Below are 21,283 nucleotides of genomic sequence, written 5' to 3' on the forward strand. Positions count from 1 at the left end.
TCTTCGTCCCGAACGAACGATCATGCTCCGTTGGTCTGCCTCGATGTGTTGGTTGAGCTGGCTGGACAGTCCGCCCATGTCCGCGAACGTCCGCCGCTGTACGTACCGATCGTCACTCAGTTCGTCACTCGGCTTGCTCGACAGTCGGACAGCACCCAGGCGGCTAGCAACTGGCTGTGTTGGTGTAGATGCTGCCCGAAGGGGGTACGGGCAAACGCCAAGTGGCTACGGGGAGTTGGAAGATCGAGTCATCTACGTATAAGGATGCTCCGATCATGGACGGTGACCGATACCATGCCGTCCATGGTGGATCTTCCCCTCCTCCCGCCTGACTGTCCCCCTGACGACGCAGTAGCACCAAATGGAGACTTTTACCGCCTCGTGAGCAAGAATAGTGAGGTGGGTAGCGCTCCTGGGTCCGGTGATTGGGTCCTTCCGTACAGGAAGGCCCGGGGGGAATGTGCCGGAAAACCGGAAAGGTGCATTTGTCATTCGCACTCGATCTTCGCCCGCATCGAAGACTTGCTCACTGCGCGTGAGGCGATACCGTGGGCGCGAGGGAAGGCTATCGCGGTCATCAGGCTTACTCCGGAGGACGGGTGGGTCCGCCACTCGCCCTCGATTGGGATGGGGGAGTCTCACCATTCTTGGTGGCCGGCGAAGTCAGTGATTGTTCCGCAAGCGACTGTAGTGGAGGCTGCGCTATGAGCCTCGTGCCCCCACAGGGAACATTCCTGGGTGTCCTTCGTATTGACCAGGTGTTCTTCGAACATGAAGGGCCAAAGCTCTTCACCGTCCTGTCACGAAGTGGCCGTCGGTACCTCGCGGTTATGGTGAGCGAGGACGATGAAAGCGAGATTTACCTATACCTGCCTTTATCGGAGCCTCGGTTCCAGTCTCTAAGAAGTGGCGGGCTAGGGTTGCGGGAAGCTTTTCGGAGAGCGGAAGATGGCTCTGTTTTTGAGGTGACCGCAAACTATGTCGAGAACCGAAATGCTCTACGCCTCATTGCCGTAGATGACATTCCAGAAAGTCACCTTCCGGCGGATAATGCATTTATTCAACTTTCCACCGAGACTCGGCCGCATTTCAGACCGGAAGAATTGGCGGAAGAGTCCGTCAGCGAGTCTCGGACACTTCTTGCGGTGGAGATTGAACCACGTGGGCAGTTGCGAACCGAGCTGCCCTTGCGGTCCTTGTCTCGATTGACAGGGAGCTTGCAGGACACGATCGATGCATTGGCGCAGGAGCAGGTAGGAAGGCCAACTCCACGCGGTGCAATCCCCAGTGACATCCTGCGTGAAACCGAGTTGGTATTCAGGGAGAGTCGCGCGGCATCCTTTGTTCTTGTTGCTGGATCGACGGGTCATGATAGTCGATTGATGGAATCCCCGGTATTGGCCGGCTCGTGTCAGCGCCTTATTGAACTCTTGGAGAAAGGTGGGGCGCCGGAAGCTCTGCGCTCTCTGGTCGCAAGCTATGGACCCCGTGTGCGAGCAAAGTATCGAGCGTTACTCGAAGCGCTGATGGATGAAGAGACTGGCATCACGGCATACGCGGCGACGCCGGATGGGACATTGGCTCACGCAGGGCTTAAGTCGCCGGAGATTCGGTATAGTCTTTCGCTTCTTCGTGAAGTTGGGCAGGAAGTGCTCAGGGAGTATCTTGAGAATGTGAATCTGGTTGGTGTTAATCTTCGGACTGGAAGTTTCGAGCTTTACGACCCCCACACAAACTCGAAGTACTCGGGCTATATGGACAACGAAGCTCGCGGTCAAATTGAGGGATTGCCGACCGGGTTTGAGTACTTCTACTCGGCTGAGATTCTAGTTCAGCAGCAGTTTTCGAATATTAGTAGTGAAGTGACAAAGACTTATCGGCTCACTGCGATAGGTAACCCGTTCGGGGTCATAATGGCGTCCGGGCTGCCACTAGCGGAACCTCGTAGCGACATTTAGCAGTGCGTCACTAGCGTTGGCTGTGGTCGCCGTTTGCCTGTCGCTGGAAGAGCGCGCCGGACGGGTAATCCTCAAGGTTGAGCGTGCGCACGTGCTCAAAGCCGTTGCTGAGGTAGTACCTGTGCAGCGGCTCGTTGTGAGTCCACACGTCGATACGAACCCACTCCTTGCCGAGCTGCGCCGCGCGGTCACAAGCCCAGTCAAGAATCTTGCTGCCGAGTCCGGCCCAACCACGCCGGACGATCAGCCGGTGGAGGTACAGCGCCGGGTCTTGCTGCTCCTGCGGCGTCCACAGTCGCGAGTCAGCAAACGTGTCGAGCGCGACCGTAGCGGTGGTGGCCCCGCTGTCGTCGCGTGCCATCCAGGTCTCACCGGCCCGGATGCTCGCTGCGGTTCGCTCCACCATCGCATCGTAGGTGGGCCACGGTTCGCGCCACTGGTCGATGCCGCGCTCGCGCAACCATGCGCTCGCCTCTTCACGCATGGCAGTGATCGTCGGAAGGTCATCGAGGGTGGCCGGTTCGATGATCACGGGGCGGGCTGTTCTCTGTGATAGGCGTCAAGCTCGCCCAGTTCGTAGACCACGCGGTTACGGTCTCCGGCGAAGGTCGTCAGGGTGAGCCGCACCGGCCGTTGCTTGGTGTAGGCGGTCCGGACGTAGACCAGGACAGGCACGCCTGCCCCAAGTGACAGTTTCCGGACTTCGTCGGGTGAGGGCATGCGGGTGAGGATCTCGTCTACGTAGCCCACTTCGACGTGGCCGTGGTTGGCCATCGCCCGCACGGTTCCCTGCGGGATGTCGTGTGGCGTGATCAGGCCGCACTCCTGTGCGATGTCCATCGGGTAGTAGCTGTCCTGCAAGCTGGACGGCTCCCCGTCAACCAACCGCAGGAAAGAGCGCGAGACCAGCGAGTCGCCCTCGTCCACGCACAGCCGTTCGGCAAGTTCGACGGTGGCCGGCACGATCCGCATGTCGAAGTCGCGGTACTCCGGTTGCCTGCCCTGACTGGCTAGCTCGGCTCGGTACGCGTCGGCCTGGTCGCTGGACATGCGATCACGCTGCTCGGCCCAGCTTGCGTGGTAGGTCGTCATGGCTCGATCCCGCACGAACGTGCCGCGTCCCGGCGTGCTCGTGATGGCGCCCTCATTGGTGAGCATGCCCAGCGCGAGCCGGACGGTGTTCCGCGAGACGCCGTAGCGCTCGCCCAACTCCTGCTCAGTGGGGAGGCGGTCACCGGGGCGAAGCTCCCCGGTGCGCATGGCTTCGCGCAGGTCAGCGGCGATCCGGCGGTATAGCGGGTTCGACTGTGCCATTCAGTGAGACCTCCTGGTTCGTACCAACAAATGGTCTCACCTCTCTTGACAACGCGCCAGCGAGGCCACCACGATGGCTCCATACCAATTGTTGGTACCAATCCAACAAGCCGAGTGGAGGACGACGTGAGGCCGCATCGATCCGCAGTGTCGGACGAGGGTCCGACCACGGAAGACCTCGCCGCGATCGAGCGCGAAATGCCGCTGATCGAGGCCGAGGTGGAGTTGCTCGACGCTGAGATCTCGATCCTCAACAACGGGGGCCGGCTGTCCGAGCTGGACTGGCGCCGGCTCCGCCGCGCTGAGGCCCGCGTGCTGCGGGAGGCCGCCGCGCTGGCGTCCCGTTCCATCACGCCCCGCCGGAGCGCGGCCTGATGGCTCGCTACCGCGCGGCGTACGTCGACCCGACGGGCGACCGGTACGGGATCCCCACGTTCCCGTGGCGGGGCGCCCCGGCCGGCTACGCCACGGCGCGGCAGTTGCGCGCCGAGGGTCTTCGCCCCGGTGGTCAGCCGGTCGCCGCGCAGATCCTGTGGCGTGGCATCGGCGGTACCCGCGCGGCGTACCTGTACCGCGTTGACGCCGCCAAGCCCAAGCGCACCGCCACCGCGCGCCAGCGCGAGGCCATCGCCGCCGCGCTGCGCGCTCGCCGTACCTGCCCGACCTGCCGGCAGGTGTGCGGCTACTACATCCCGCGTTCGCTCGGCGAGTGCCTTGACTGCGCGAATCCCATGGAGGCCGCCGCATGAACCCCCGCACCTACACCCACCCGAGCGTCCTGGAGGGCATCGCCGCCGGGGCGTCGTGGGCCGACCCGACCATGGACCCCGCCGCCATCGACTGGACCGCCCGCCGCGCCGCCGCCGCGATCCCCTTCCCGCTTGTGGACGGGCGGCCGGTCAACCCGTACGCCCCGACCGGCATCCGCTACGGCCGCAACGAGCTGGGCCACTGGGGCGAGCAGCAGTGCGCCGACGCGATCGTCACCGCGACGACGCCGGGCGGCTGGCGGTGGCTGGTCCTGGTCGAGCGCGCCGACGGCCACGGTTGGGCACTGCCGGGCGGCTACGTCGACCCCGGCGAGACCGCGCTGGCCGCCGCCGCGCGGGAGCTGGCCGAGGAGACCGGCCTAACCGTCGACCCGAGCCGGGAGCCGTACGAGGTGCTGCCGGCCCGGTACGTGCCGGACCCGCGCGCCTCGGACGAGGCGTGGATGGTCACCACCCCGGTGCGGTTCAACCTCGGTTCGTACGAGGTGCTGCCGGACGTGGTCGGCCTCGACGACGCCCGCCGGGCCGAGTGGGCGCCGGCCGTCGACTTCCCGTGCGTCGTCCGCTACCTGGCGGACGTGCACGGCGGCGAGGTGTTCGCCGCCCACCGTGACCTGCTCGCCGACATCCTCACCGACTGACCGGAAGGACACCGACCGATGTTTCGTCGTACGCCGGAGGACCCGACGATCCTGGCCGCCCGCGCGGCGGCCCAACGCGAGTCCGCCGCCGCCGAGGTGGAGCGCGCCCGGCTGATGGCGCAGCTCGACCGGGAGCAGCAGGAGGCCGCCGCCGAGCACGCCCGCCGGCAGGCCATCGCCGATGAGCAGGAGCGCCGCCGCCGCGACGCCGCCCGCCGCATCGAGCGCGCCGAGCGCCGGGAGCGGCAGCGCAAGGCGCGGGCGGAGTTCGCCGCGAAGCTGCGCCCGGTGCTGCCGCTGCTGCTGATCAACGGCGGCGCGGCCTACGCGCAGGCCGCCTACGCCTACTCCGAGATCGCCCCGGCCGCGTGGAACGGGCCGTCTCGGGTGGCGTTCGCGGTAGCGTTCTCCGCCGCCCTGGAGTCCATCGCCGTCTACGTCCAGTGGCACGCCCACGACGCGCTCATGCTCAAGGCCCACGCCACCGCCGCCAGCCTGCGCCGCGCCGCCTGGCTGATCGCCGCCGTGGTCGCCGCCATCAACTACGCCCACTTCGCCGAAGGCATCACCCCCACCTCGGCGGCGGTCGCGTTCGCGCTGCTGTCCCTGCTCTCGCCCTGGCTGTGGGGGCTGCACACCCGCCGCGCGCAGCACGTCCAACTGTTGGCCGAGGACGCCAACCTCATTGACGACGCCGGGGTGGAGTTCTCCCCGAAGCGCCGCCGCATGTTCCCGATCCGCTCCCTGATGGCCGCCCGGTGGTCGATCGAGCACAACGAGCGCGACCCCCGCAAGGCGTGGGACGGCTACAACGCCGAGCGCGCCGCCCGCCGCGCCGCCGCCGCGCAGGCCCGCACGGACAAGGCCACCCGGCCCGCACCCGACAACGCCACCGACACGCCGACCCCGGCCGCGCCGCCGGTTTGGCGTGAGCCGGTCGAGCCGTCCCGGCCCGTCCCGGTCGAGCCGGTCACGCCGGTTCGTGAGCCGGTCCGCCCGGCGCGGGTCACCGCCCGGTCGCTGACCGCCGGTGAGCGGGTCATCGCCGCGCACACCGCCGAACCGAACGCCCCGCACGAGCGCATCGCCCGGCTCGCCGAGGTCAGCGTCAGCACCGTCAAGCGCCACCGCCCCCGCCCCACGACCGGCTCAGCATCCGCGCCGCACGCTGCGGCAACGCCGGTCACCGACCCCGCGTCGATCGCCGCCTGAGGAGAACCCATGTTCGGCAAGAAGACCACCGTCCCGAACACGATCAGCGACCAGCAGATGAGCGACCTGAGCCGCCGCGCGCAGAAGGCCAACCCGCAGATGTTCAGCGACAAGGCCATCAAGCAGCGCCTCGCCTCGCAGGCCCAGCAGCGCAAGGCCGACCAGTCCTGACCCCGCCCGGCGGCACGGCCACCGGCTCCCAACCTGCGCCGTGCCGCCGGCTCCCCTGCCGATCTGACAGACCCGCTGGAGGAACCCCCATCATGACTTCCCCCCGAGACGACGACCGTTTCGACTGGCAGGCCGCCGAGGCCGAGCTGACCGACCCGACCGCCAGCCCGGATGCCGAGGTGGTGGACCTGGACGACGCCCGCGCCCGCCGCGGGGCATCCGTCACGTCGGCCGGTGACGGAAGCGACCTGGCCGACGACGGCGAGGACGCCGAGAGCATCGCCGACACCCCGGACCGCGAGGGCGGCCCGGTCGACGCCGCCGAGGACATCCCCCGCGATGTGCTGGCCCGGCAGCGCAACCGCCGGCCGATCCTGGCCGACTGGGCCAGGTCGTGGCGCGGCTTCCGGGCCGCCGTACGGCACCAGAGCCGCGACGCCGGCTACGTCACCGCCTACCACGCGGTGCGACTGCCGAAGTACGCGGCGAAGACGGCCGTCTACGCGCCGCTTGGCCTGTTCCGGGGCGTCGGCCGGGCGCTGCACTGGGCCAGCGCCGAGGAAGGTAACTGGCACCTGCGGCAGGCCGCCGCGAACAAGGGTGACGCCGACACGTGGATGAAGCTCGACGCCCGCCGGCAGCGCCAGACGGTCTGGCGGTGGTGGGTGCTGGCCGCCTCGGCCGGCGCGATGGTGGCCGGTGCGATCGTGCTGGCGCTCGGCCCGTCGTGGTGGCGATGGGCCGCACTGGCGGCAGTGCTGCCGCTGCTGGCCACGCTCGGACGGCCGGCGGACAAGCCGCTCACCGATCGGGTGACCGAGGGCACCCGCTACCGCAAGCTCACCGCCGAGCTGGTCCGCCGGGCGTTGACCTCGCTGCAACTGCCGGCCATCAACTCGGCCGTTGCCAAGGACGCGAAGGCGATCAGCTTCCCCGTGGACATCCACCGCGACGGCCCCGGCCACCTGGCCGTGGTTGACCTGCCCTACGGGGTGGAGGCGTCCGAGGTGGTGGCCCGTCGGGGCAAGCTCGCCTCGGCGATGCGGTTGCCGCTGGATCAGGTGTGGCCCGAGCCCGCACCGGGTCACACCGGCCGGCTGGCGCTGTGGGTCGGTTACGAACCGGCGTCGCAGATGACGCAACCGCCCTGGCCGCTGCTGTCGACCGGGGCGAAGGTCGACTTGTTCAAGGCGTTCCCGTTCGCCACCACCCCGCGCCTGGACGCCATCGACGCCGAGCTGATGTTCCGCAACTGGCTGTTCGGCGGTCAGCCCGGCTCGGGTAAGACGTTCGCGCTGCGCACCCTGCTGCTGGCCGCCTCGCTGGACCCGCGCGCCGAGATCCGCGGCTACGAACTCAAGGGCGTCGGGGACTTCGCCGTGCTGGAACAGGTCATGGCCGAGTACGGCAACGGCTTCGATGACGAGACCCTGGCCCGGTGCTTCGCGTTCATCGAGTGGCTGTACGAGGAGTGCCGCCGCCGCTCCAAGCGCATCGAGCACTACGCCCGCCTCGGCAAGGCCCCGGAGAACAAGGTCACGGCCGAGCTGGCGTCGCTCAAGGGCTCAGGGCTGCACCCCCTGGTGGCGTGGTTCGATGAGCTGCAAGAGCTGATGACCAGCAAGTACGCCAAGGAAGCCGGCGAGATCCTGGAGAAGGTCATCAAGCTCGGCCGCGCCTTGGGTGTGATCATCCTGATCGGCACGCAGATCCCCGACAAGGACAGCCTGCCCACCGGCATCACCCGCAACGTCAACTCCCGGTTCTGCCTGTCCGTCGCTGACCAGACCGCCAACGACATGATCCTGGGCACCTCGGCCTACAAGCAGGGCTACCGAGCGACGGTGTTCGTGCCGGTCGATGAGGCCGGATGGGGCATCCTGCGCGGCTTCGGACCCAAGCCCTCGGCGGTCAAGTCGTACTACGTCAACACCACCGAGGCCGCCAAGGTCGTCGCCCGCGCCGTCGCGCTGCGCCAGGCCGCCGGCACCCTACCCAAACCCGACGAGCAGACCCGCGAGGTGGCCCCGGTCGCGGACGTGCTCGGCGACCTGGCCCGCGTGTGGCCGGGCGACGACAAGGCCGTCTGGAACGAGACGCTGTGCGGGCTGCTGGCCGAGCTGCGCCCCGACGTGTACGGCGGGTGGGAGGCCGCGCAGCTCACCACCGCGCTCAAGCCGCACCCGCTGATCAAGGTCGGCGACGTGGGCCGGCGCATCGACGGCAAGGCCACCACCCGGCGCGGCATCAAGCACACCGACCTCCTCGCCGCAATCGCGGAGCGTAACCGCAAGACCGGCACCGACTAACCGGTCCGAGGCTGCTAGCGCTAGCGGCCACACCTGCTAGCGCTAGCACCCCCGCTAGCACACGAACCCACAACCTGCCTGGGCTCTAGCAACTAGCAGCCCACGGCCCCGCGCACCCAAAAACCGCCTCAGGAGGCGTTCGTGGACCCCCTCGTCACCGCCGCTAGCCTGCCCATCCTCGCCCTGCTCGCCGTCACGCTCGGTTACGCGATCGGCTGCTGGATCTGGCCGTTCCGCGCCTGCCGCCGCTGCGCCGGCACCGGCAAACGCCGCTCCCCGTCCGGCCGGGGCATCCGGCTCTGCCGGCCCTGCCGAGGCAGCGGCCTACGGCTACGCGCCGGCCGCTGGATCTACAACCAGCTCACCCGCCTACGCAAGGACGGCACCCGATGAACCGCCGCCCGCGCTGCCCCGACTGGTGTGCCGGTGGGCACCGCTGCGGCCTCGGCGAGCACCGCTCCGACCCGATCACCGTCACGATCCCCGGTGCCGGCACCGCCGTCCTCACCCGCGTCCGCGCGGTCGACGGCGGCGAACACGCCGACATCCGGCTATCGGTGGCGCTGCCCACCGACGAGCCGGCCGCCCGACTCCGGCTGGCCGCGCTGCTGACCCACCTGCGCACGCTGGTCGGCCCGGCCCGCACCGGGAGGGCCGCCTAATGCCCGCCCCGGACCTGCGCACGGTGGCCGAGGTGCTGCGGTCGGCCGCGCACTACATCGCCCGGCACGGCTGGTACCCCGGCCACCTCTACGACGCCCACGACCACTGCACCCGCAACTGCCCGGCGCACCGCACCGGCCTGTACCCGGCATCGATGGTCGGCGCGATCCGCGCCGCGCTGGTGGGTGCGCCGAAGTGGTTCATGCAGAGCACGCCCGACCACGTCCAGCGCAACTACGCCGAGGTCATCGACGCGCTGACCGACCACCTGTGCCGGCACGGCGCGGCCGGCATGCGCGCCCCGATCCGGCCATGGAGCGCCGCATCGTGCCGCACCCCGGCCGAGGTGATCGCCGCGCTGCGGGCCGCCGCGTCGACCGCGCCGCGCACCCGCCTGCACACCCCGCACCTGGCCGTGGTGGTCGACCTCGCCGGCCGCGCCCGCCCGACCGGCGACACCACCAACAGGAGCGGCGCAAGCGCCGCGCTGTTTGACCTGACCACCCGCCGCCGTACCGCCTGACTGACCGAAGTGGAGGCACGCATCATGCCTGACACCGCACCGAAGCTGGCCGCCGCGCTCGGCTACGCCGTCGCCGGGTTGGCCGTGTTCCTGCTTGGCCGCACCAAACGCCCCGTGGCCAACTGCGACACCTGCCGCACCGCCCCGCCCGGCGACCATGACCGGGAGGCGTGCGAGTGCCTGACCTGCCACGGCTTCTACGCCGCCACCTGCGACCCGGACCGCATCACCGCGATAGTCGCCGCCGTTCCCGGAGGGCTACTGGCCATCCGCACCGGCACCGTGTCCGGGCTGCTGGTGGTCGACATCGACCCCGGCCACGGCGGACAACTGGACCGGGCGCTGATGCCGCCGACCGCGACCGTGGCGACCGGTGGCTACGGGTGGCACCTGTACTACCGCCACCCCGGCGTGCCGGTGCTGTCCCGGCCGCTGCCCGGCCACCCCGGCGTGGACATCAAGGCCGACGGCGGGTACGTGGTCGCCCCGCCATCGGTGCACCCGGCCACCCGCCGGCCGTACCGGTGGGCCGGTGGTCGGCCGATGGGTGAGATGCCCCCGCCGCTGCTGTCCGCCTGCCTCGCCACACCGGAGGCGCCGCCGGCACCGCCCGCCCCCACACCGACCCCGCTGCGCCGCGCGGGGGGCATCTCATCCCCGGCCGCGCTCCTGCAAGCGCACCTCGATGCGGTCGCCCGCGCCGAGGTCGGCAAGCGCCGAACCACCCTGTACGGCGCCGCCCGCGGCGTGGCCCGCATGGTCGCCGCCGGGGCCATCACCCGCACTGATGCTGTCGCCGCGCTGACCGCCGCTGGCCGTGAGGCCGACCAGACCGACCGCGACATCGCCGCCGCCATCGCCGGCGGCTTCACCGCCGAAGGAGTCCCCGCATGACCACCCCGAAGACGCCGACCGACGGCGCCGCCATTCTCGATCGGCTGCACGCCGCGCTGACCCGGTACGTGATCCTGCCCTCCGCTGAAGCGATCGACGCCACCGTGTTGTGGATCGCCGCCACCCACGCCCAACCCGCGTGGGCACACGCCCCGCGCCTGGTCATCCGTGCACCCGAGAAGCGCTGCGGCAAGTCCCGGCTGCTTGACATCGTGGAGGCCACCTGCCACAACCCGCTGATCACGGTCAACGCGTCCCCGGCCGCCGTGTACCGGGCGATCGGCTCGGACAACCCACCCACGCTGCTCATCGATGAGGCCGACACGATCTTCGGTGGCGACAACGCCAAGACCAACGAAGACCTGCGTGGGCTACTCAACGCCGGTCACCAGCGCAACCGCCCCGCAATCCGGTGGGATCCCAACACCCGCACCCTGGAGCAGATCCCCACGTTCGCGATGGCCGCGCTCGCCGGCATCGGCGCCATGCCCGACACCATCGAAGACCGCGCCGCCGTCATCCGCATGCGCCGCCGCGCGGCCGGGGAGACCGTCGCCCCGTACCGACACCGCCGCGACGCACCCGCCCTGCGCGCCCTGGCCGCCGACCTCACCGCATGGCTGTCCGCCCACCTCGCCGAGCTAGAACGCGCCGAACCGGCCATGCCGCTGGAGGACCGGGCCGCCGACACCTGGGAGCCGCTGATCGCGGTCGCCGACCTCGCGGGCAATCACTGGCCCGACCGGGGCCGGCACGCCGCCGAGACCCTGACCGCCGAGCGTGACGGCGCCACCGCTACCTCCGACCGCATCCGGCTGCTCACCGACTGCCGCGCCGCGTTCGGCGAGGCCGACGCGATCCCTACCACCGTGCTCCTCGATCGGCTCAAGGCCGACCCGGAAGCGCCGTGGGCCGAATACGCCAACACCGGCCTGAACGCGATGCGCCTCGCCGCGCTGCTGCGCGAGTACGACATCCGCTCGACCACGATCCGATTCGCCGCCCCGATTGGGCAGGCCAAGGGCTACTACCGGGCCGACTTCGTGGACGCCTGGAACCGCTACGCACCCGTCACGGACGACTCGACCGCACCCGCGCCGTACCAGCCGTACCAGCCGTATCTTCCCAGCTCAACCCCGGTACGGCCTGAAGTCTGGTACGGCTCAAGCCGTACCACCGAAAAAGCCGTACCAGCCCTGACCAGCACTGATACGGCTGGTACGGCTGGTACGGCTACCCGGCGGCTACACCTCGCCGAGGGCGCCGCATGAGCACCCGCACCCGTCGGTCGGCGCCCAGCGCACCCCAAAAATCGGCTACCTCAGATGGCCTACGCGCGCCAACTCCTACCCAGCACATCGGGGAGGCGGAGATCTTGCCTCTACGGCCCGTACAGCGGGCTACAGGATCGAGGGTGCCGACGGTCGTAGGTCAAACCGGCCCGGCGACCACCCAACCCGCGCAGCGCCCTACCGACCGCCTCACGCCGCCGAATGACCACCTACGGGAGGCCCCACAGATGCGCAAGGCCCTCTACCGCATCCCCGAAGCCATGGTTCTGCTCAGCATGAGCCGAACCGTGATCTATGAGCAGATCAAGGCGGGTCGGCTGCGCGTCGTCAGGGAGGGGCGCGCCGTCCGTGTTTCCGCTGCCGCCATTGCCGATTACGTCGCTCTGTTGGAGCGCGAGAGCATGGCAGGAGCGGCCTGATGACCAAGCGTCGAAGCCGTGGCGACGGTGGGCTGCATTGGGACGAAGCCCGTCAGCGCTGGATCGCTTCAGTCACCGTCGGGTACACGCCGGCTGGAAAGCGCATCGTGCGCCGGGGGAGCGGCAAGACCAAGACGGAGGCGAGGGACAAGCTCAAGGAGGTTCTGCGCGATCACGAGGACGGGTTGGTCATCGCGCCGCAGAGCTTCACTGTCGCTGATGCGGTCACCGACTGGCTCACCTATGGCCTCAACGGGCGGGCGAAGGGCACCGTCGACAAGTGCACACACCTGTGTCGGTCACACATCATCCCTGCGATTGGCGCCCGGAAGCTCCGTGAACTCAGCGCTACGGATGTTGACCGGTGGCTTGCCGACAAGGCCGAGATACTGAGCACTCGGACTCTGCGGGAGCTGTACGCCTGCCTGAATCGGTCGGTTAACCGAGCCATGGCGCGCGACAAGGTCAAGCGCAATGTCGTCGCCCTGTGCACCATCCCGAGAGGGCAGGAGGGCCGCCCGTCGAAGTCGCTGACCTTGGAGCAGGCGAAGGCGGTACTCAACGCGGCCGAGGACAGCAAGCTACATGCGTACGTGGTGCTCTCTCTGCTCACCGGGGCGCGCACCGAAGAACTCCGTGCACTCACTTGGGATCACGTCGACCTCGACGGCCAACCCGACGCCGATCCGCTGGTGCCACCCTCCATCCAGGTGTGGCACTCGGTGCGGGCCGGTGGAGACACCAAGACCAAGAAGTCACGGCGGACCCTCGCGTTGCCGCTGCGCTGTGTGGAAGCGCTGCGTCGGCACCGCGAACGGCAGAAGCGGGATCGAGATCGGGCGAAGACTTGGCATGACGAGGGGATCGTGTTCGCCAGTTCCACTGGACTGGCGTTGGACGCCGCGAACGTCCGGCGCGCGTTCCGGCTCGTGACCAAGAGGGCCGGACTCGACCCGGCCGACTGGACACCCCGTGAGCTACGACACAGCTTCGTATCCGTGCTGTCGAGTAGCGGAGTCCGGATCGAGGACATCGCTGATCTCTGCGGCCACTCTGGGACCACCGTCACAGAGAAGGTCTACCGCCACCAGCTACGGCCGGTACTTCTCAACGGGGCGGTAGCCATGGACCGGATCTTCGACGCCGAGCCGCACGGTTCGGCAGCGTAGTCACTCAGATAGTCACTCAGGAAAGATCAGAGGGCATATCTCGCGATGAGATATGCCCTCTGGCCTGGTCGGGGTGGCCGGATTCGAACCGACGACCTCTTCGTCCCGAACGAAGCGCGCTACCAAGCTGCGCTACACCCCGAGGCGTGCCGAGCAATAGTAGCGTACAGAACCCCAGGAGCAACGGGGGGTGTCACCTCGCGGTGACCTGCCCCAGGAAGTCGGCGAGCTCCGCCTCGTACCGGGCCGGATCGACGTTCCACGACCGGGTGTGCCCACCGCCGGAGGTCTCCACCAGTCGGACCAGGTCGGGGCGCAGTCGGGCGAACAGGCGCGTCGGCGCCGGGTCGACCATCACGTCGTCGCCGTCGACGAAGACCAGCGTCGGCACCCGCAGCGAACCCACATGGCGTACCTGGTTGAGTTCGGCCAGCCGGACTCCCAGGCGCTGTTCCACCAGCCGCATCGCGGCCCAGGTCAGCGGCGGCGGCAGGGCGCGCCGGCGGGCGTTGAGACGCAGCGTCGCCGTCCAGTCGAGGGCGGGACAGTCCATGACCAGGGCGCGCACGTGCTCGGCCTCTCGGGCCCGGCGCAGCGTCATCATCGTCGCCGCACCGCCCATCGACCAGCCGTACAGGATCACGTCCGAGGCGCCCCGGGAGCGGGCGTACCGGATGGCCGCCGCCACGTCCCGCCACTCGGTCGCGCCCAGGTGGTAGCGGCGGTCCGGGCTGGGCGGGGCGTCGGCGTCGTTGCGGTACGTCGTGACCAGCGTCGGCAGCCCGAGCGCGGCGAGGGTCGGCAGGGCCCGCAGCGCCTCGGCCCGGCTGCCACCCCGCCCGTGCACCGCGATCACCCAGGTCGACGAGGAGCCCCCGACCAGCCACGCCGGCAGCGGCCCCAGCTCGCCGGGGACGGTCACCTCCTCGAAAGGCAGCCCCCGCGCGGCCAGCGGATCACCGTCGAAGACGGCGCTGCTCATCCCCGCCCGCATACCGGCCCGCAGGACACCGCGGGTGACCTCGTCCACCCGCCGGACGACGGTGGCCCGGTCGGTGCGCACGACCGCCCCGAGCCGGGCGTGTCCGGTCGGCCAGAGCAGCCCGTAGGGCACGTCGCGTGCGGTGTCCTCGGTGCGGCCGAGGGTCACCAGCTCGCCGTCGAAGTCCCGGATCCCCAGCGGGTACTCCCGGGGCCGGGCGTCGAGCACCTGGTTGGCGAAGTACCAGCCGGCGCTGGCCGTACTGGTCGGCACCAGCAGGGCGATCCCCGCCAGCCCGTACGCGGTGCGGCGGGGCCACCGGCGGACGGCGGGTACCGCCGCCGGCACCGCCGGTAGCGGATCGGCGCTCATCGCGGGAGCAGGGTGAGCACCGATGCCTCCGGTGGGCAGGCGAACCGGACCGGGGCCGTCGGGTGGGTGCCCAGCCCGGCCGACACGTGCAGCAGCGCGTCCGAGCCCGGCCAGCGGTGCAGCCCCTTGGCCATCCGGCGGTCCAGCCCGCAGTTGGTCACCAGGGCGCCGACGAAGGGTACGCAGACCTGGCCGCCGTGGGTGTGCCCGGCGAGGATCAGGTCGAACCCGTCGGCCGCCATCGCGTTCACGACCGGCGGCTCCGGCGAGTGCGTGAGCGCGACGCGCAGGTCGGCCGTCGGGTCGGCCGGCCCGGCGACCGCCGGGTAGTCGTCGCGGCCGACGTGCGGGTCGTCCACCCCGACCAGCTCCACGACGCGCCCACCGGCCTTGACCGTGGTGCGCGCGTTGTTGAGGTCGACCCAGCCCGCCCCGGTCAGCGCGTCCCGCAGCTCCTCGGCCGGCAGCGCCACGCCCTGTACGTACTCGCGGTCGGTCTGGAAGTACGAGAAGGGGTTCTTGAACACCGGCCCGCGGTAGTCGTTGGAGCCGAACACGAATGCGCCGGGGCGGTCCAGCAGCGGCCCGAACGCCGCCAGGACCGCCGGCACGGCGTCGACGTGGGCCATGTTGTCGCCGGTCACCACGACCAGGTCGGGGTCGGTGGCGGCCAGGTCGGCGACCCAGCGCTGCTTGTGGTGCTGACCGGGGGTCAGGTGCAGGTCCGACAGGTGCAGGATCCGGAGCGGCTCCGCGTCCGGGGCGAGCACCGGTACGTCGTAGCGGCGCAGCGTGAACAGGTTGCGCTCGACGAGCGAGGCGTACGCGAGGGTAGCGGCGCCGAGCGCCGCGGTGCCCGTCACGACGCGGCGGAATGTGGATCGCTTGGCCATGCCTGCCAGATTATCCGGCAGCGGTTGCGGTGACGCTTCGGTAGCTTCGTGGTCATGACGCTCAAGGGACGGTTGGAATCAGACCTGCACGCCGCGATGAAGGCGCGGGACGAACTGGTGACGTCGACGCTGCGGATGGCGCTCGCCGCCGTCCGTACCGCCGAGGTCTCCGGTACCGCTGCCCGGGAGCTCAGTGACGACGAGGTCCTGGCGGTGCTGACCAAGGAGGCCAAGAAGCGGCGGGAGGCGGCGACGGCGTTCGCCGACGCCGGCCGGTCCGACCAGGCCGCCAAGGAGCGTGCCGAGGAGGAGATCCTCGGTCGGTACCTGCCGGCGCAGTTGTCGGATGCCGAGCTGGCCGACATCGTCGCCGCCGCGCTCGCGGGCGGCGACTTCGCCGGGCCGAAGGGCATGGGGCCGGCGATGAAGGCGGCGAACGCGGCGGTGGCCGGCCGGGCCGAGGGCGGTCGGGTCGCCGCCGAGGTCCGCCGGCAACTGGCGGGCTGAGTGGCCGGGGCCCGCCGGCAACCGGCGGGCTGAGTGGCCGGGGCCCGTAGAACTGCCCTCCTGCCCGAATCGCGACCGTCGTGGCGCGGCGGTCACCGCGTCGTGCCCGGCGGTGGGCCGGTCGTGCGCCGTGATGGTCGGCGGTCCCGCCTCGACGATGGCCCGACGATGGCTGTTTGATGTCGGGCGGCCCGATACTCCTCCCAAGATCGGCGGTCGTCCCGCGTCACGGTCACCCGATGACCATGACGCAGGACGGCCGCCCGGATTCGTCCTGGAGGAGTTGTGAGGGTACGCAAGCTCGGCGCCCTGGCCGGTACGGCGGTCGTGGCGTCCACCGTTCTCGTGGCCGGGCCGACCCCCGCCCACGCGGCGTCCTGCGGCGTCAGCGGCGGAAAGCTGTGGTGCAACAACAAGGCGCCCGTCTATATCCGTGACAAGCCGTCGCTCGCCAACCCGAGCAGCGAGCGCGTGGACACGCTCCGGACCACGTACAGCTGGTTCTCGTGCTGGTCGACCGGCGAGCTCCACGGCGGTGGCAACTACACCTGGTACAAGACGCAGGGCGACGACTACGGCGCCTGGGGGTGGCTGGCGGCCGAGTACATGTACACCAGCTGGGACTTCGATGCGAACCCCAGCGCGTACGGCCTGCCGCGCTGCCAGTACCCCTGGTAACTGATCACGCGGGATACGCCCGGCCGACGACGAGAGCGGGGGTGGGTCACCGACCCACCCCCGCTCGTTCGTATGGCGGTACTACTGTCGCGTCCCGCACAGCAGCGGGTCCTGCGTGCACCGGGGATCCCGGGCCGGCGGTTGCGCCGGTGGCTCCGGCTGTGGTGCGGCGCCGCCCTCCCCGCCACCCCGGCCACCCCGGTTCCGGGCGGAGGTGGAACTCGTTGGCGTCGGGTTGCCGCCTCCCTTGCCGAACGCGATCTCCCGGCTCGGCGCGGCGAAGTTGACCGCCGGCTTGTCGGCCATGGCGTCGCGCAGCGCGTACTGCACCGCCTTGTTGATGTTGTCGTGTGGATTCCTGAGGTCGGCCTTGAGCCGGTCGGACCGCGGGTTGTCCGGGTCGGCGAGGATGCCGGCCATCGCGATCTGCTTGGTCATCGCGACGAGCGTCGCCGTGCGGTCGTTGTCGGTGGTGCCCGTCTTGCCGGCCACCGGGCGGCCCACGATCCTGCGTACCTCCGAGGCCGTGCCCTCGTCGCAGCGACCGTACGCGGACTGGTCACCCAGCGGGCAGCGGGCCGCGTCGACGGCGGCGCGGGCCACGTCGGCGCCGACGACCTGGCGGCACTGCGGCTTGGCGAGGTCGAGCTTGTGGTCGTCCATGTCGCGGATCTCGGTGATCGGCGTGGGCGCGCAGTAGGTGCCGTCTGCGGCGAGTGTGGCGTACGCGTTGGCCAGGTCGAGCGGCGTCGTGGCGCTCACGCCGAGCGTGAACGGCCCCCAGCCGTTGGCGTAGTCGGGGTTGTTGGCCCGCTCGTAGTCCCCGATCTCCGGGGGGACGCCGTGGGAGCGGAACTGGATGCCCAGCCGCTTGGCGACATCGACCGCGTTCTCGGCGCCCGCCCGCTCCTGAAGCGGCAGGAAGTACGTGTTGACCGAGCGGCCGAAGCCGGTCCACATGTTGCGCGGGCCGTTCATCCAGGTCGGGCTGGCGTTGACGACGCAGTAGTAACTGGTGCCCTTGCAAGCGGCCTCGCCGTCGCTGCTCACGATGTACTTCTTGGACTGATAGGGCGACGTGGTGTTGATGGTGTAGTCGAGCGTCATGCCCTTTTCGAGCGCCGCGACCATCGTGAACATCTTGAACGTCGAACCGGCCTGGTAGCCCTCGATGTCGCCACCGCCGGTCAGCAGGGGTGCGGTCGTGTTCGGGTAGTTGCCCTTCTGGCCCTTCTTGAAGGGGTTGGTGTTCAGCCCGTTGTTGCTCTGGTCGTTGCTGAAGGTGCGGTTTGTCGCGAGGCCGAGCACCCGGCCGGTGCCCGGCTCGACCGCGGCGACCATCGCCGCGTACGGGCTGCCGGTGGCGAGTGCGCCCTCGACGTTGCGACGCATCGCCGCTTGGGTGTTCACGTCCAGCGAGCTGATGATCTTGTAGCCGCCGCTCTTGAGCTTGTTCTGCCGGGAGAAGGGGTCGGTGCCGAAGTCGGCCTGGCTCAGCCACCACCGGTACAGGTAGTCGCAGAAGAAGCCGGCGCCCAGGTCGCCACGCGGCATCGAGGCGCAGCCCTCGGGCGACCGCTGACCGACGATCTTCAGCTCGGCGGCCTTCGCCTGGTCGGCCTGCTGCTGCGTGATGTATTTGAGGGTGACCATCTGCCGCAGCACGTACTCGCGGCGCTCCAGCGCGGCGGTGCGCTTCTCCGGGTAGTCCGGGTCCGCCGGGTCGTACGAACTGGGCGCCTTGACCAGGCCGGCGAGCAGCGCCGCCTCGGGCAGCGTGAGGTCCTTGGGCTCCTTGCCGAAGTACACCTGGCTCGCGGCGAAGACGCCGTAGGCGCCGTGTCCGAAGCTCGAAATATTCAGATAGCGCTCAAGAATTTCTTGCTTGTTGTACTTCTTCTCGATGGCCAGCGCGAACTTCATCTCGCGTACCTTGCGGGCCGACGTCTGCTCGGTCGCGGCGACGATCTCTTCGTTCGTGTGCGCCGAGTACGCGAGGGCCTGCCGGACGTACTGCATGGTCAGGGTGGATGCGCCCTGGGAGACCTGGCCGCCCGTGCCACGGTTGGCCACGGCCGCACGGGCGACGCCCTTGGGGTCCACGCCGTGATGCTCGTAGAACCGCGAGTCCTCGGCGGCGACGATCGCCTGCTGCATGACCGGCGAGACCTCGCTGAGGTGGACGTCGCGGCGGTTCTCGTCGTAGAACATGGCGAGCAGCGTCTTGGCGTCCGAGGCGTACACGTAGGAGATCTGCGGCGGCGGCAGTTCGACCAGTTCGGTCGGCAGGTGGTCGAACGCCTCCGCACTCGCCTTTGCCGCGAGGCCTGACATGGCGACGACGGGGAAGGCTGCTGCCGCAACGACGATTCCTGCGAGTAGGCCGCAGACGAGCAATGATGCGGTGTTGGTGAGCACACCATGGTCCCGCTTGCGCATCCATGTCACGCGCACAGGGTACGGGACGGTGCAATAGGCGCGCGTCCTTTCAGGACGCCACCTCGTTGTGATAGACGGATGACTCTAGGCACGGCGGCGCCGATGCGGCTCTGTCCGCCGGTCGGGCGGAATATGTGACGTTTTGGATGACCCATTTCGGTGGTTGGCGCGGACGAAAAGTAAAAAAGTCCTGTTTAGCATGTTTAGTACCACCCGACACGGGGTCCAACTCGGTGAAAGCGACGTTGCGTAATCGCACGACTACAGAGCATCATGACCGATGGAAGTGAATTGGCCCTCCGGGCCTGGAGGGTAATGACCGTCGGTCGTAGTGGGCGGTTGGCGGCCAATGTCGGAGTTCGCGGCTTGTGGTGTGGGACCACGATCCGCATCGACGGCGGCCATCCAGCGGCTTGGGTGTAAAGGCCCGGGGGGGCTTTTCAAGGGGGGACGTGAAAGATGACGATGGTCGTCGACTGGCCGAGCTTGGCGGCTTGCCGAAGCGGTGACCCGGATGCGCTGTTCGTCCAGGGCGCCGAGCAGAACGTCGCGAAGCGGATCTGCAGGGGCTGCCCGGTGCGGAACGAGTGCCTCGCCGACGCGCTCGACAACCGCATCGAGTTCGGTGTCTGGGGCGGCATGACCGAGCGGGAGCGGCGGGCGCTGCTGCGCCGTCATCCTCAGGTGACCAGCTGGCGCAAGACCTTCGAGGCCGCGATGGTCAAGGAGACGGGCAAGCAGCCGGTCGGCGCGGCGAAGGAACTGGTGGCGGCGGGCTGATGCGGTGACCACCGGCGGACGCGGTCGTGGGGGGACTCGACCGCGCCCGCCGGTATCGCTCTCCCCATGATCACGAAAGTCGGGCGCCGGGAAGTCGGGTGCGGGAAAGTCAGGCGCCGGACAGTGACCGGCCGATCGCCCGCAGCCCGTCGAGGTCGTGGACGTCGGCCGGCTGCACCGGCACCTCGACCACCGGTACCTGTGGATACGCCGAGACGAAGCGGTCGGCCACCGCGGCCTGACGGGAGCGTTGTTCGACCAGGCCGGCGTGGATGCGCAGCGCGTCGGCGGTCACGTCGTGCCCGTCGACCCCGTCGAGGCGTACCGCCGCGGCCCGGGCGTTCTCCGAACTGATCGCCGGCGCGGCGACGGTGGTCACCCGGTTGAGGACCAGCCCCGTCAGCGGCATCTTCTCGCTGTCGAGCCGGTCGGCGAAGTAGGCCGCCTCCCGGATCGCATCCGGCTCGGGCGCGGCGACGACCAGGAACGCCGTCTCGCGGTCCTGCAGGATCCGGTACGTGCGCTCCGCGCGTTCACGGAAGCCGCCGAACATCGAGTCGAGCGCGGACACGAAGGTGGACAGGTCGGTCAGCAACTGGGTGCCGAGGACCTTCGTCACCGCCCGGGTGAAGATCCCGAACGAGGCCGACGCCAGCTTGAACACGCTCCGCCCGCCGGCGCGGGCCGGGGCGAGCAGCATCCGCAACATCCGGCCGTCGAGGAAGCGCGACAGCCGGGCCGGGGCGTCGAGGAAGTCCAGCGCGGACCGCGACGGCGGGGTGTCGACCACGATCAGGTCCCACTCCTGGCCGTCATGGCCGTGGGCGCGTAGCTGTCCCAGCTTCTCCATCGCCATGTACTCCTGGGTGCCGGAGAACGTGGAGCTCATGGCCTGGTAGAAGGGGTTCGCGAAGATCTCCTCGGCCTTCTCCGCGTCGGTGTGTGCGAGCACGACCTCGTCGAAGGTCCGCTTCATGTCGAGCATCATGGCGTGCAGTTCGCCGGTGTCGGCGTTGACGCCCTTGACCTGGCGGGGCGTGTTGTCCAGGGCGGTCAGTCCGAGCGCCTGGGCCAGCCGGCGGGCCGGGTCGATGGTGAGCACGACCGTGCGCCGTCCGTGCTTCTCGGCGGCCCGCAGCCCGAGCGCGGCCGCCGTCGTGGTCTTGCCCACGCCGCCGGAGCCACAGCAGACCATGATGCGCACGGTCGGGTCGGCCAGGAGGGCGTCCACGTCCAGCCGCGGACTCCGCGTTCGGTCATCGTGGTCGGACAGCACGCTGCGAGCGTATCCGGCTAC

The 21,283-nt window shown here is 69.5% G+C and carries 23 protein-coding genes and 1 tRNA gene; 17 read left to right on the plus strand and 7 right to left on the minus strand.

Annotation, left to right across the window (positions count from 1 at the left end; genetic code table 11):
* Positions 1 to 704 precede the first annotated feature (704 nt).
* Positions 705 to 1,958, plus strand: a complete 1,254-nt coding sequence (locus tag ACNTMW_RS30385; RefSeq protein WP_426637390.1) for a DUF6575 domain-containing protein — start codon at positions 705 to 707, stop codon at positions 1,956 to 1,958.
* 10 nt (positions 1,959 to 1,968) lie between these two features.
* Here ACNTMW_RS30385 and ACNTMW_RS30390 read toward each other — a convergent pair whose 3' ends face one another.
* The gene (locus tag ACNTMW_RS30390) at positions 1,969 to 2,490 is read right to left on the minus strand and encodes a GNAT family N-acetyltransferase (protein ID WP_426637391.1); all 522 of its coding nucleotides are present in this window, start codon (positions 2,488 to 2,490) and stop codon (positions 1,969 to 1,971) included.
* Positions 2,487 to 3,272, minus strand: coding sequence for a GntR family transcriptional regulator (locus ACNTMW_RS30395; RefSeq protein WP_426637393.1), 786 nt, complete (start codon positions 3,270 to 3,272; stop codon positions 2,487 to 2,489). The genes ACNTMW_RS30390 and ACNTMW_RS30395 overlap by 4 nt, the downstream gene beginning before the upstream one ends.
* A 147-nt stretch (positions 3,273 to 3,419) precedes the next feature.
* Here ACNTMW_RS30395 and ACNTMW_RS30400 point away from each other — a divergent pair, with 147 nt between their 5' ends.
* The 13 genes from ACNTMW_RS30400 (at position 3,420) to ACNTMW_RS30460 (ending at position 13,335) form a co-directional block, all read left to right on the plus strand.
* Positions 3,420 to 3,647: a DUF6284 family protein gene (locus tag ACNTMW_RS30400; RefSeq protein WP_426637394.1), complete on the plus strand. Its 228-nt coding sequence runs from the start codon at positions 3,420 to 3,422 to the stop codon at positions 3,645 to 3,647.
* Entirely contained in the window at positions 3,647 to 4,021 is a 375-nt protein-coding gene (locus ACNTMW_RS30405; RefSeq protein ID WP_426637395.1) for an RRQRL motif-containing zinc-binding protein, read from the plus strand. The genes ACNTMW_RS30400 and ACNTMW_RS30405 overlap by 1 nt, the downstream gene beginning before the upstream one ends.
* The gene (locus ACNTMW_RS30410; RefSeq protein ID WP_426637396.1) at positions 4,018 to 4,683 is read left to right on the plus strand and encodes an NUDIX domain-containing protein; all 666 of its coding nucleotides are present in this window, start codon (positions 4,018 to 4,020) and stop codon (positions 4,681 to 4,683) included. The genes ACNTMW_RS30405 and ACNTMW_RS30410 overlap by 4 nt, the downstream gene beginning before the upstream one ends.
* Positions 4,684 to 4,701: 18 nt before the next feature.
* A complete protein-coding gene (locus ACNTMW_RS30415; RefSeq protein WP_426637397.1) occupies positions 4,702 to 5,895 on the plus strand; it encodes a hypothetical protein in 1,194 nt (397 codons plus the stop codon).
* Between the two features lie 9 nt (positions 5,896 to 5,904).
* Positions 5,905 to 6,066: a hypothetical protein gene (locus tag ACNTMW_RS30420; protein WP_426637398.1), complete on the plus strand. Its 162-nt coding sequence runs from the start codon at positions 5,905 to 5,907 to the stop codon at positions 6,064 to 6,066.
* 92 nt (positions 6,067 to 6,158) lie between these two features.
* Positions 6,159 to 8,375 carry a cell division protein FtsK gene (locus ACNTMW_RS30425; protein WP_426637399.1) on the plus strand — a complete coding sequence of 739 codons (2,217 nt, stop codon included), beginning with the start codon at positions 6,159 to 6,161 and terminating at the stop codon, positions 8,373 to 8,375.
* A 141-nt stretch (positions 8,376 to 8,516) separates the two neighbouring features.
* Positions 8,517 to 8,768 (plus strand): hypothetical protein, encoded by a 252-nt coding sequence (locus ACNTMW_RS30430; RefSeq protein WP_426637400.1) that lies wholly within the window; start codon positions 8,517 to 8,519, stop codon positions 8,766 to 8,768.
* Complete coding sequence (locus ACNTMW_RS30435) at positions 8,765 to 9,037, plus strand: hypothetical protein (RefSeq protein ID WP_426637401.1); 273 nt, start codon at positions 8,765 to 8,767, stop codon at positions 9,035 to 9,037. The genes ACNTMW_RS30430 and ACNTMW_RS30435 overlap by 4 nt, the downstream gene beginning before the upstream one ends.
* Entirely contained in the window at positions 9,037 to 9,561 is a 525-nt protein-coding gene (locus ACNTMW_RS30440; RefSeq protein ID WP_426637402.1) for a DUF6197 family protein, read from the plus strand. Before ACNTMW_RS30435 ends, ACNTMW_RS30440 begins: the two co-directional genes overlap by 1 nt.
* A gap of 24 nt (positions 9,562 to 9,585) precedes the next feature.
* Complete coding sequence (locus tag ACNTMW_RS30445; protein ID WP_426637403.1) at positions 9,586 to 10,455, plus strand: bifunctional DNA primase/polymerase; 870 nt, start codon at positions 9,586 to 9,588, stop codon at positions 10,453 to 10,455.
* Entirely contained in the window at positions 10,452 to 11,726 is a 1,275-nt protein-coding gene (locus ACNTMW_RS30450) for a DUF3631 domain-containing protein (protein WP_426637404.1), read from the plus strand. The genes ACNTMW_RS30445 and ACNTMW_RS30450 overlap by 4 nt, the downstream gene beginning before the upstream one ends.
* Positions 11,727 to 11,974: 248 nt before the next feature.
* The gene (locus ACNTMW_RS30455; protein WP_426637405.1) at positions 11,975 to 12,166 is read left to right on the plus strand and encodes a helix-turn-helix domain-containing protein; all 192 of its coding nucleotides are present in this window, start codon (positions 11,975 to 11,977) and stop codon (positions 12,164 to 12,166) included.
* Positions 12,166 to 13,335, plus strand: a complete 1,170-nt coding sequence (locus tag ACNTMW_RS30460) for a site-specific integrase (protein ID WP_426637406.1) — start codon at positions 12,166 to 12,168, stop codon at positions 13,333 to 13,335. The genes ACNTMW_RS30455 and ACNTMW_RS30460 overlap by 1 nt, the downstream gene beginning before the upstream one ends.
* Before the next feature lie 65 nt (positions 13,336 to 13,400).
* On the opposite strand, the gene ACNTMW_RS30465 is transcribed toward ACNTMW_RS30460, so the two are convergent.
* From ACNTMW_RS30465 to ACNTMW_RS30475, 3 genes are all read right to left on the minus strand, one after another.
* Positions 13,401 to 13,477: transfer RNA gene (locus ACNTMW_RS30465), tRNA-Pro, on the minus strand.
* Between the two features lie 51 nt (positions 13,478 to 13,528).
* The gene (locus ACNTMW_RS30470) at positions 13,529 to 14,689 is read right to left on the minus strand and encodes an alpha/beta hydrolase family protein (RefSeq protein ID WP_426637407.1); all 1,161 of its coding nucleotides are present in this window, start codon (positions 14,687 to 14,689) and stop codon (positions 13,529 to 13,531) included.
* Positions 14,686 to 15,582 (minus strand): metallophosphoesterase, encoded by an 897-nt coding sequence (locus ACNTMW_RS30475; RefSeq protein WP_426637408.1) that lies wholly within the window; start codon positions 15,580 to 15,582, stop codon positions 14,686 to 14,688. The genes ACNTMW_RS30470 and ACNTMW_RS30475 overlap by 4 nt, the downstream gene beginning before the upstream one ends.
* A gap of 54 nt (positions 15,583 to 15,636) precedes the next feature.
* Here ACNTMW_RS30475 and ACNTMW_RS30480 point away from each other — a divergent pair, with 54 nt between their 5' ends.
* Together ACNTMW_RS30480 and ACNTMW_RS30485 are read left to right on the plus strand one after the other, a co-directional pair.
* Positions 15,637 to 16,089 carry a GatB/YqeY domain-containing protein gene (locus ACNTMW_RS30480; RefSeq protein ID WP_426637409.1) on the plus strand — a complete coding sequence of 151 codons (453 nt, stop codon included), beginning with the start codon at positions 15,637 to 15,639 and terminating at the stop codon, positions 16,087 to 16,089.
* A 285-nt stretch (positions 16,090 to 16,374) separates the two neighbouring features.
* On the plus strand, positions 16,375 to 16,767 hold the full coding sequence (locus ACNTMW_RS30485) for a hypothetical protein (protein WP_426637410.1): 393 nt from the start codon (positions 16,375 to 16,377) through the stop codon (positions 16,765 to 16,767).
* Positions 16,768 to 16,848: 81 nt separating this feature from the next.
* On the opposite strand, the gene ACNTMW_RS30490 is transcribed toward ACNTMW_RS30485, so the two are convergent.
* Complete coding sequence (locus tag ACNTMW_RS30490; protein ID WP_426637420.1) at positions 16,849 to 19,206, minus strand: transglycosylase domain-containing protein; 2,358 nt, start codon at positions 19,204 to 19,206, stop codon at positions 16,849 to 16,851.
* Positions 19,207 to 19,665: 459 nt separating this feature from the next.
* On the opposite strand from ACNTMW_RS30490, the gene ACNTMW_RS30495 reads away from it, so the two are divergent.
* Positions 19,666 to 19,986, plus strand: coding sequence for a WhiB family transcriptional regulator (locus ACNTMW_RS30495; RefSeq protein WP_426637411.1), 321 nt, complete (start codon positions 19,666 to 19,668; stop codon positions 19,984 to 19,986).
* A 109-nt stretch (positions 19,987 to 20,095) separates the two neighbouring features.
* On the opposite strand, the gene bagB is transcribed toward ACNTMW_RS30495, so the two are convergent.
* Positions 20,096 to 21,259, minus strand: coding sequence for an ATPase BagB (gene bagB, locus ACNTMW_RS30500; protein ID WP_483428542.1), 1,164 nt, complete (start codon positions 21,257 to 21,259; stop codon positions 20,096 to 20,098).
* Positions 21,260 to 21,283: the final 24 nt, after the last annotated feature.

Origin of the sequence: Planosporangium spinosum (assembly GCF_049999945.1) — a bacterium.
Lineage (GTDB): Bacteria > Actinomycetota > Actinomycetes > Mycobacteriales > Micromonosporaceae > Planosporangium > Planosporangium spinosum.

Excerpts from the sequence above, each read along its gene's own strand:
- ACNTMW_RS30470 (WP_426637407.1), bottom strand. The coding sequence starts at position 14,689 with ATGAGCGCCGATCCGCTACCGGCGGTGCCGGCGGCGGTACCCGCCGTC.
- ACNTMW_RS30395 (WP_426637393.1), bottom strand. The coding sequence starts at position 3,272 with ATGGCACAGTCGAACCCGCTATACCGCCGGATCGCCGCTGACCTGCGC.
- ACNTMW_RS30420 (WP_426637398.1), top strand. The coding sequence starts at position 5,905 with ATGTTCGGCAAGAAGACCACCGTCCCGAACACGATCAGCGACCAGCAG.
- ACNTMW_RS30405 (WP_426637395.1), top strand. The coding sequence starts at position 3,647 with ATGGCTCGCTACCGCGCGGCGTACGTCGACCCGACGGGCGACCGGTAC.
- ACNTMW_RS30415 (WP_426637397.1), top strand. The coding sequence starts at position 4,702 with ATGTTTCGTCGTACGCCGGAGGACCCGACGATCCTGGCCGCCCGCGCG.
- ACNTMW_RS30410 (WP_426637396.1), top strand. The coding sequence starts at position 4,018 with ATGAACCCCCGCACCTACACCCACCCGAGCGTCCTGGAGGGCATCGCC.
- ACNTMW_RS30425 (WP_426637399.1), top strand. The coding sequence starts at position 6,159 with ATGACTTCCCCCCGAGACGACGACCGTTTCGACTGGCAGGCCGCCGAG.
- ACNTMW_RS30460 (WP_426637406.1), top strand. The coding sequence starts at position 12,166 with ATGACCAAGCGTCGAAGCCGTGGCGACGGTGGGCTGCATTGGGACGAA.
- ACNTMW_RS30435 (WP_426637401.1), top strand. The coding sequence starts at position 8,765 with ATGAACCGCCGCCCGCGCTGCCCCGACTGGTGTGCCGGTGGGCACCGC.
- ACNTMW_RS30385 (WP_426637390.1), top strand. The coding sequence starts at position 705 with ATGAGCCTCGTGCCCCCACAGGGAACATTCCTGGGTGTCCTTCGTATT.
- ACNTMW_RS30445 (WP_426637403.1), top strand. The coding sequence starts at position 9,586 with ATGCCTGACACCGCACCGAAGCTGGCCGCCGCGCTCGGCTACGCCGTC.
- ACNTMW_RS30480 (WP_426637409.1), top strand. The coding sequence starts at position 15,637 with ATGACGCTCAAGGGACGGTTGGAATCAGACCTGCACGCCGCGATGAAG.
- ACNTMW_RS30455 (WP_426637405.1), top strand. The coding sequence starts at position 11,975 with ATGCGCAAGGCCCTCTACCGCATCCCCGAAGCCATGGTTCTGCTCAGC.
- ACNTMW_RS30490 (WP_426637420.1), bottom strand. The coding sequence starts at position 19,206 with ATGCGCAAGCGGGACCATGGTGTGCTCACCAACACCGCATCATTGCTC.
- ACNTMW_RS30475 (WP_426637408.1), bottom strand. The coding sequence starts at position 15,582 with ATGGCCAAGCGATCCACATTCCGCCGCGTCGTGACGGGCACCGCGGCG.
- ACNTMW_RS30450 (WP_426637404.1), top strand. The coding sequence starts at position 10,452 with ATGACCACCCCGAAGACGCCGACCGACGGCGCCGCCATTCTCGATCGG.
- ACNTMW_RS30440 (WP_426637402.1), top strand. The coding sequence starts at position 9,037 with ATGCCCGCCCCGGACCTGCGCACGGTGGCCGAGGTGCTGCGGTCGGCC.
- ACNTMW_RS30495 (WP_426637411.1), top strand. The coding sequence starts at position 19,666 with ATGACGATGGTCGTCGACTGGCCGAGCTTGGCGGCTTGCCGAAGCGGT.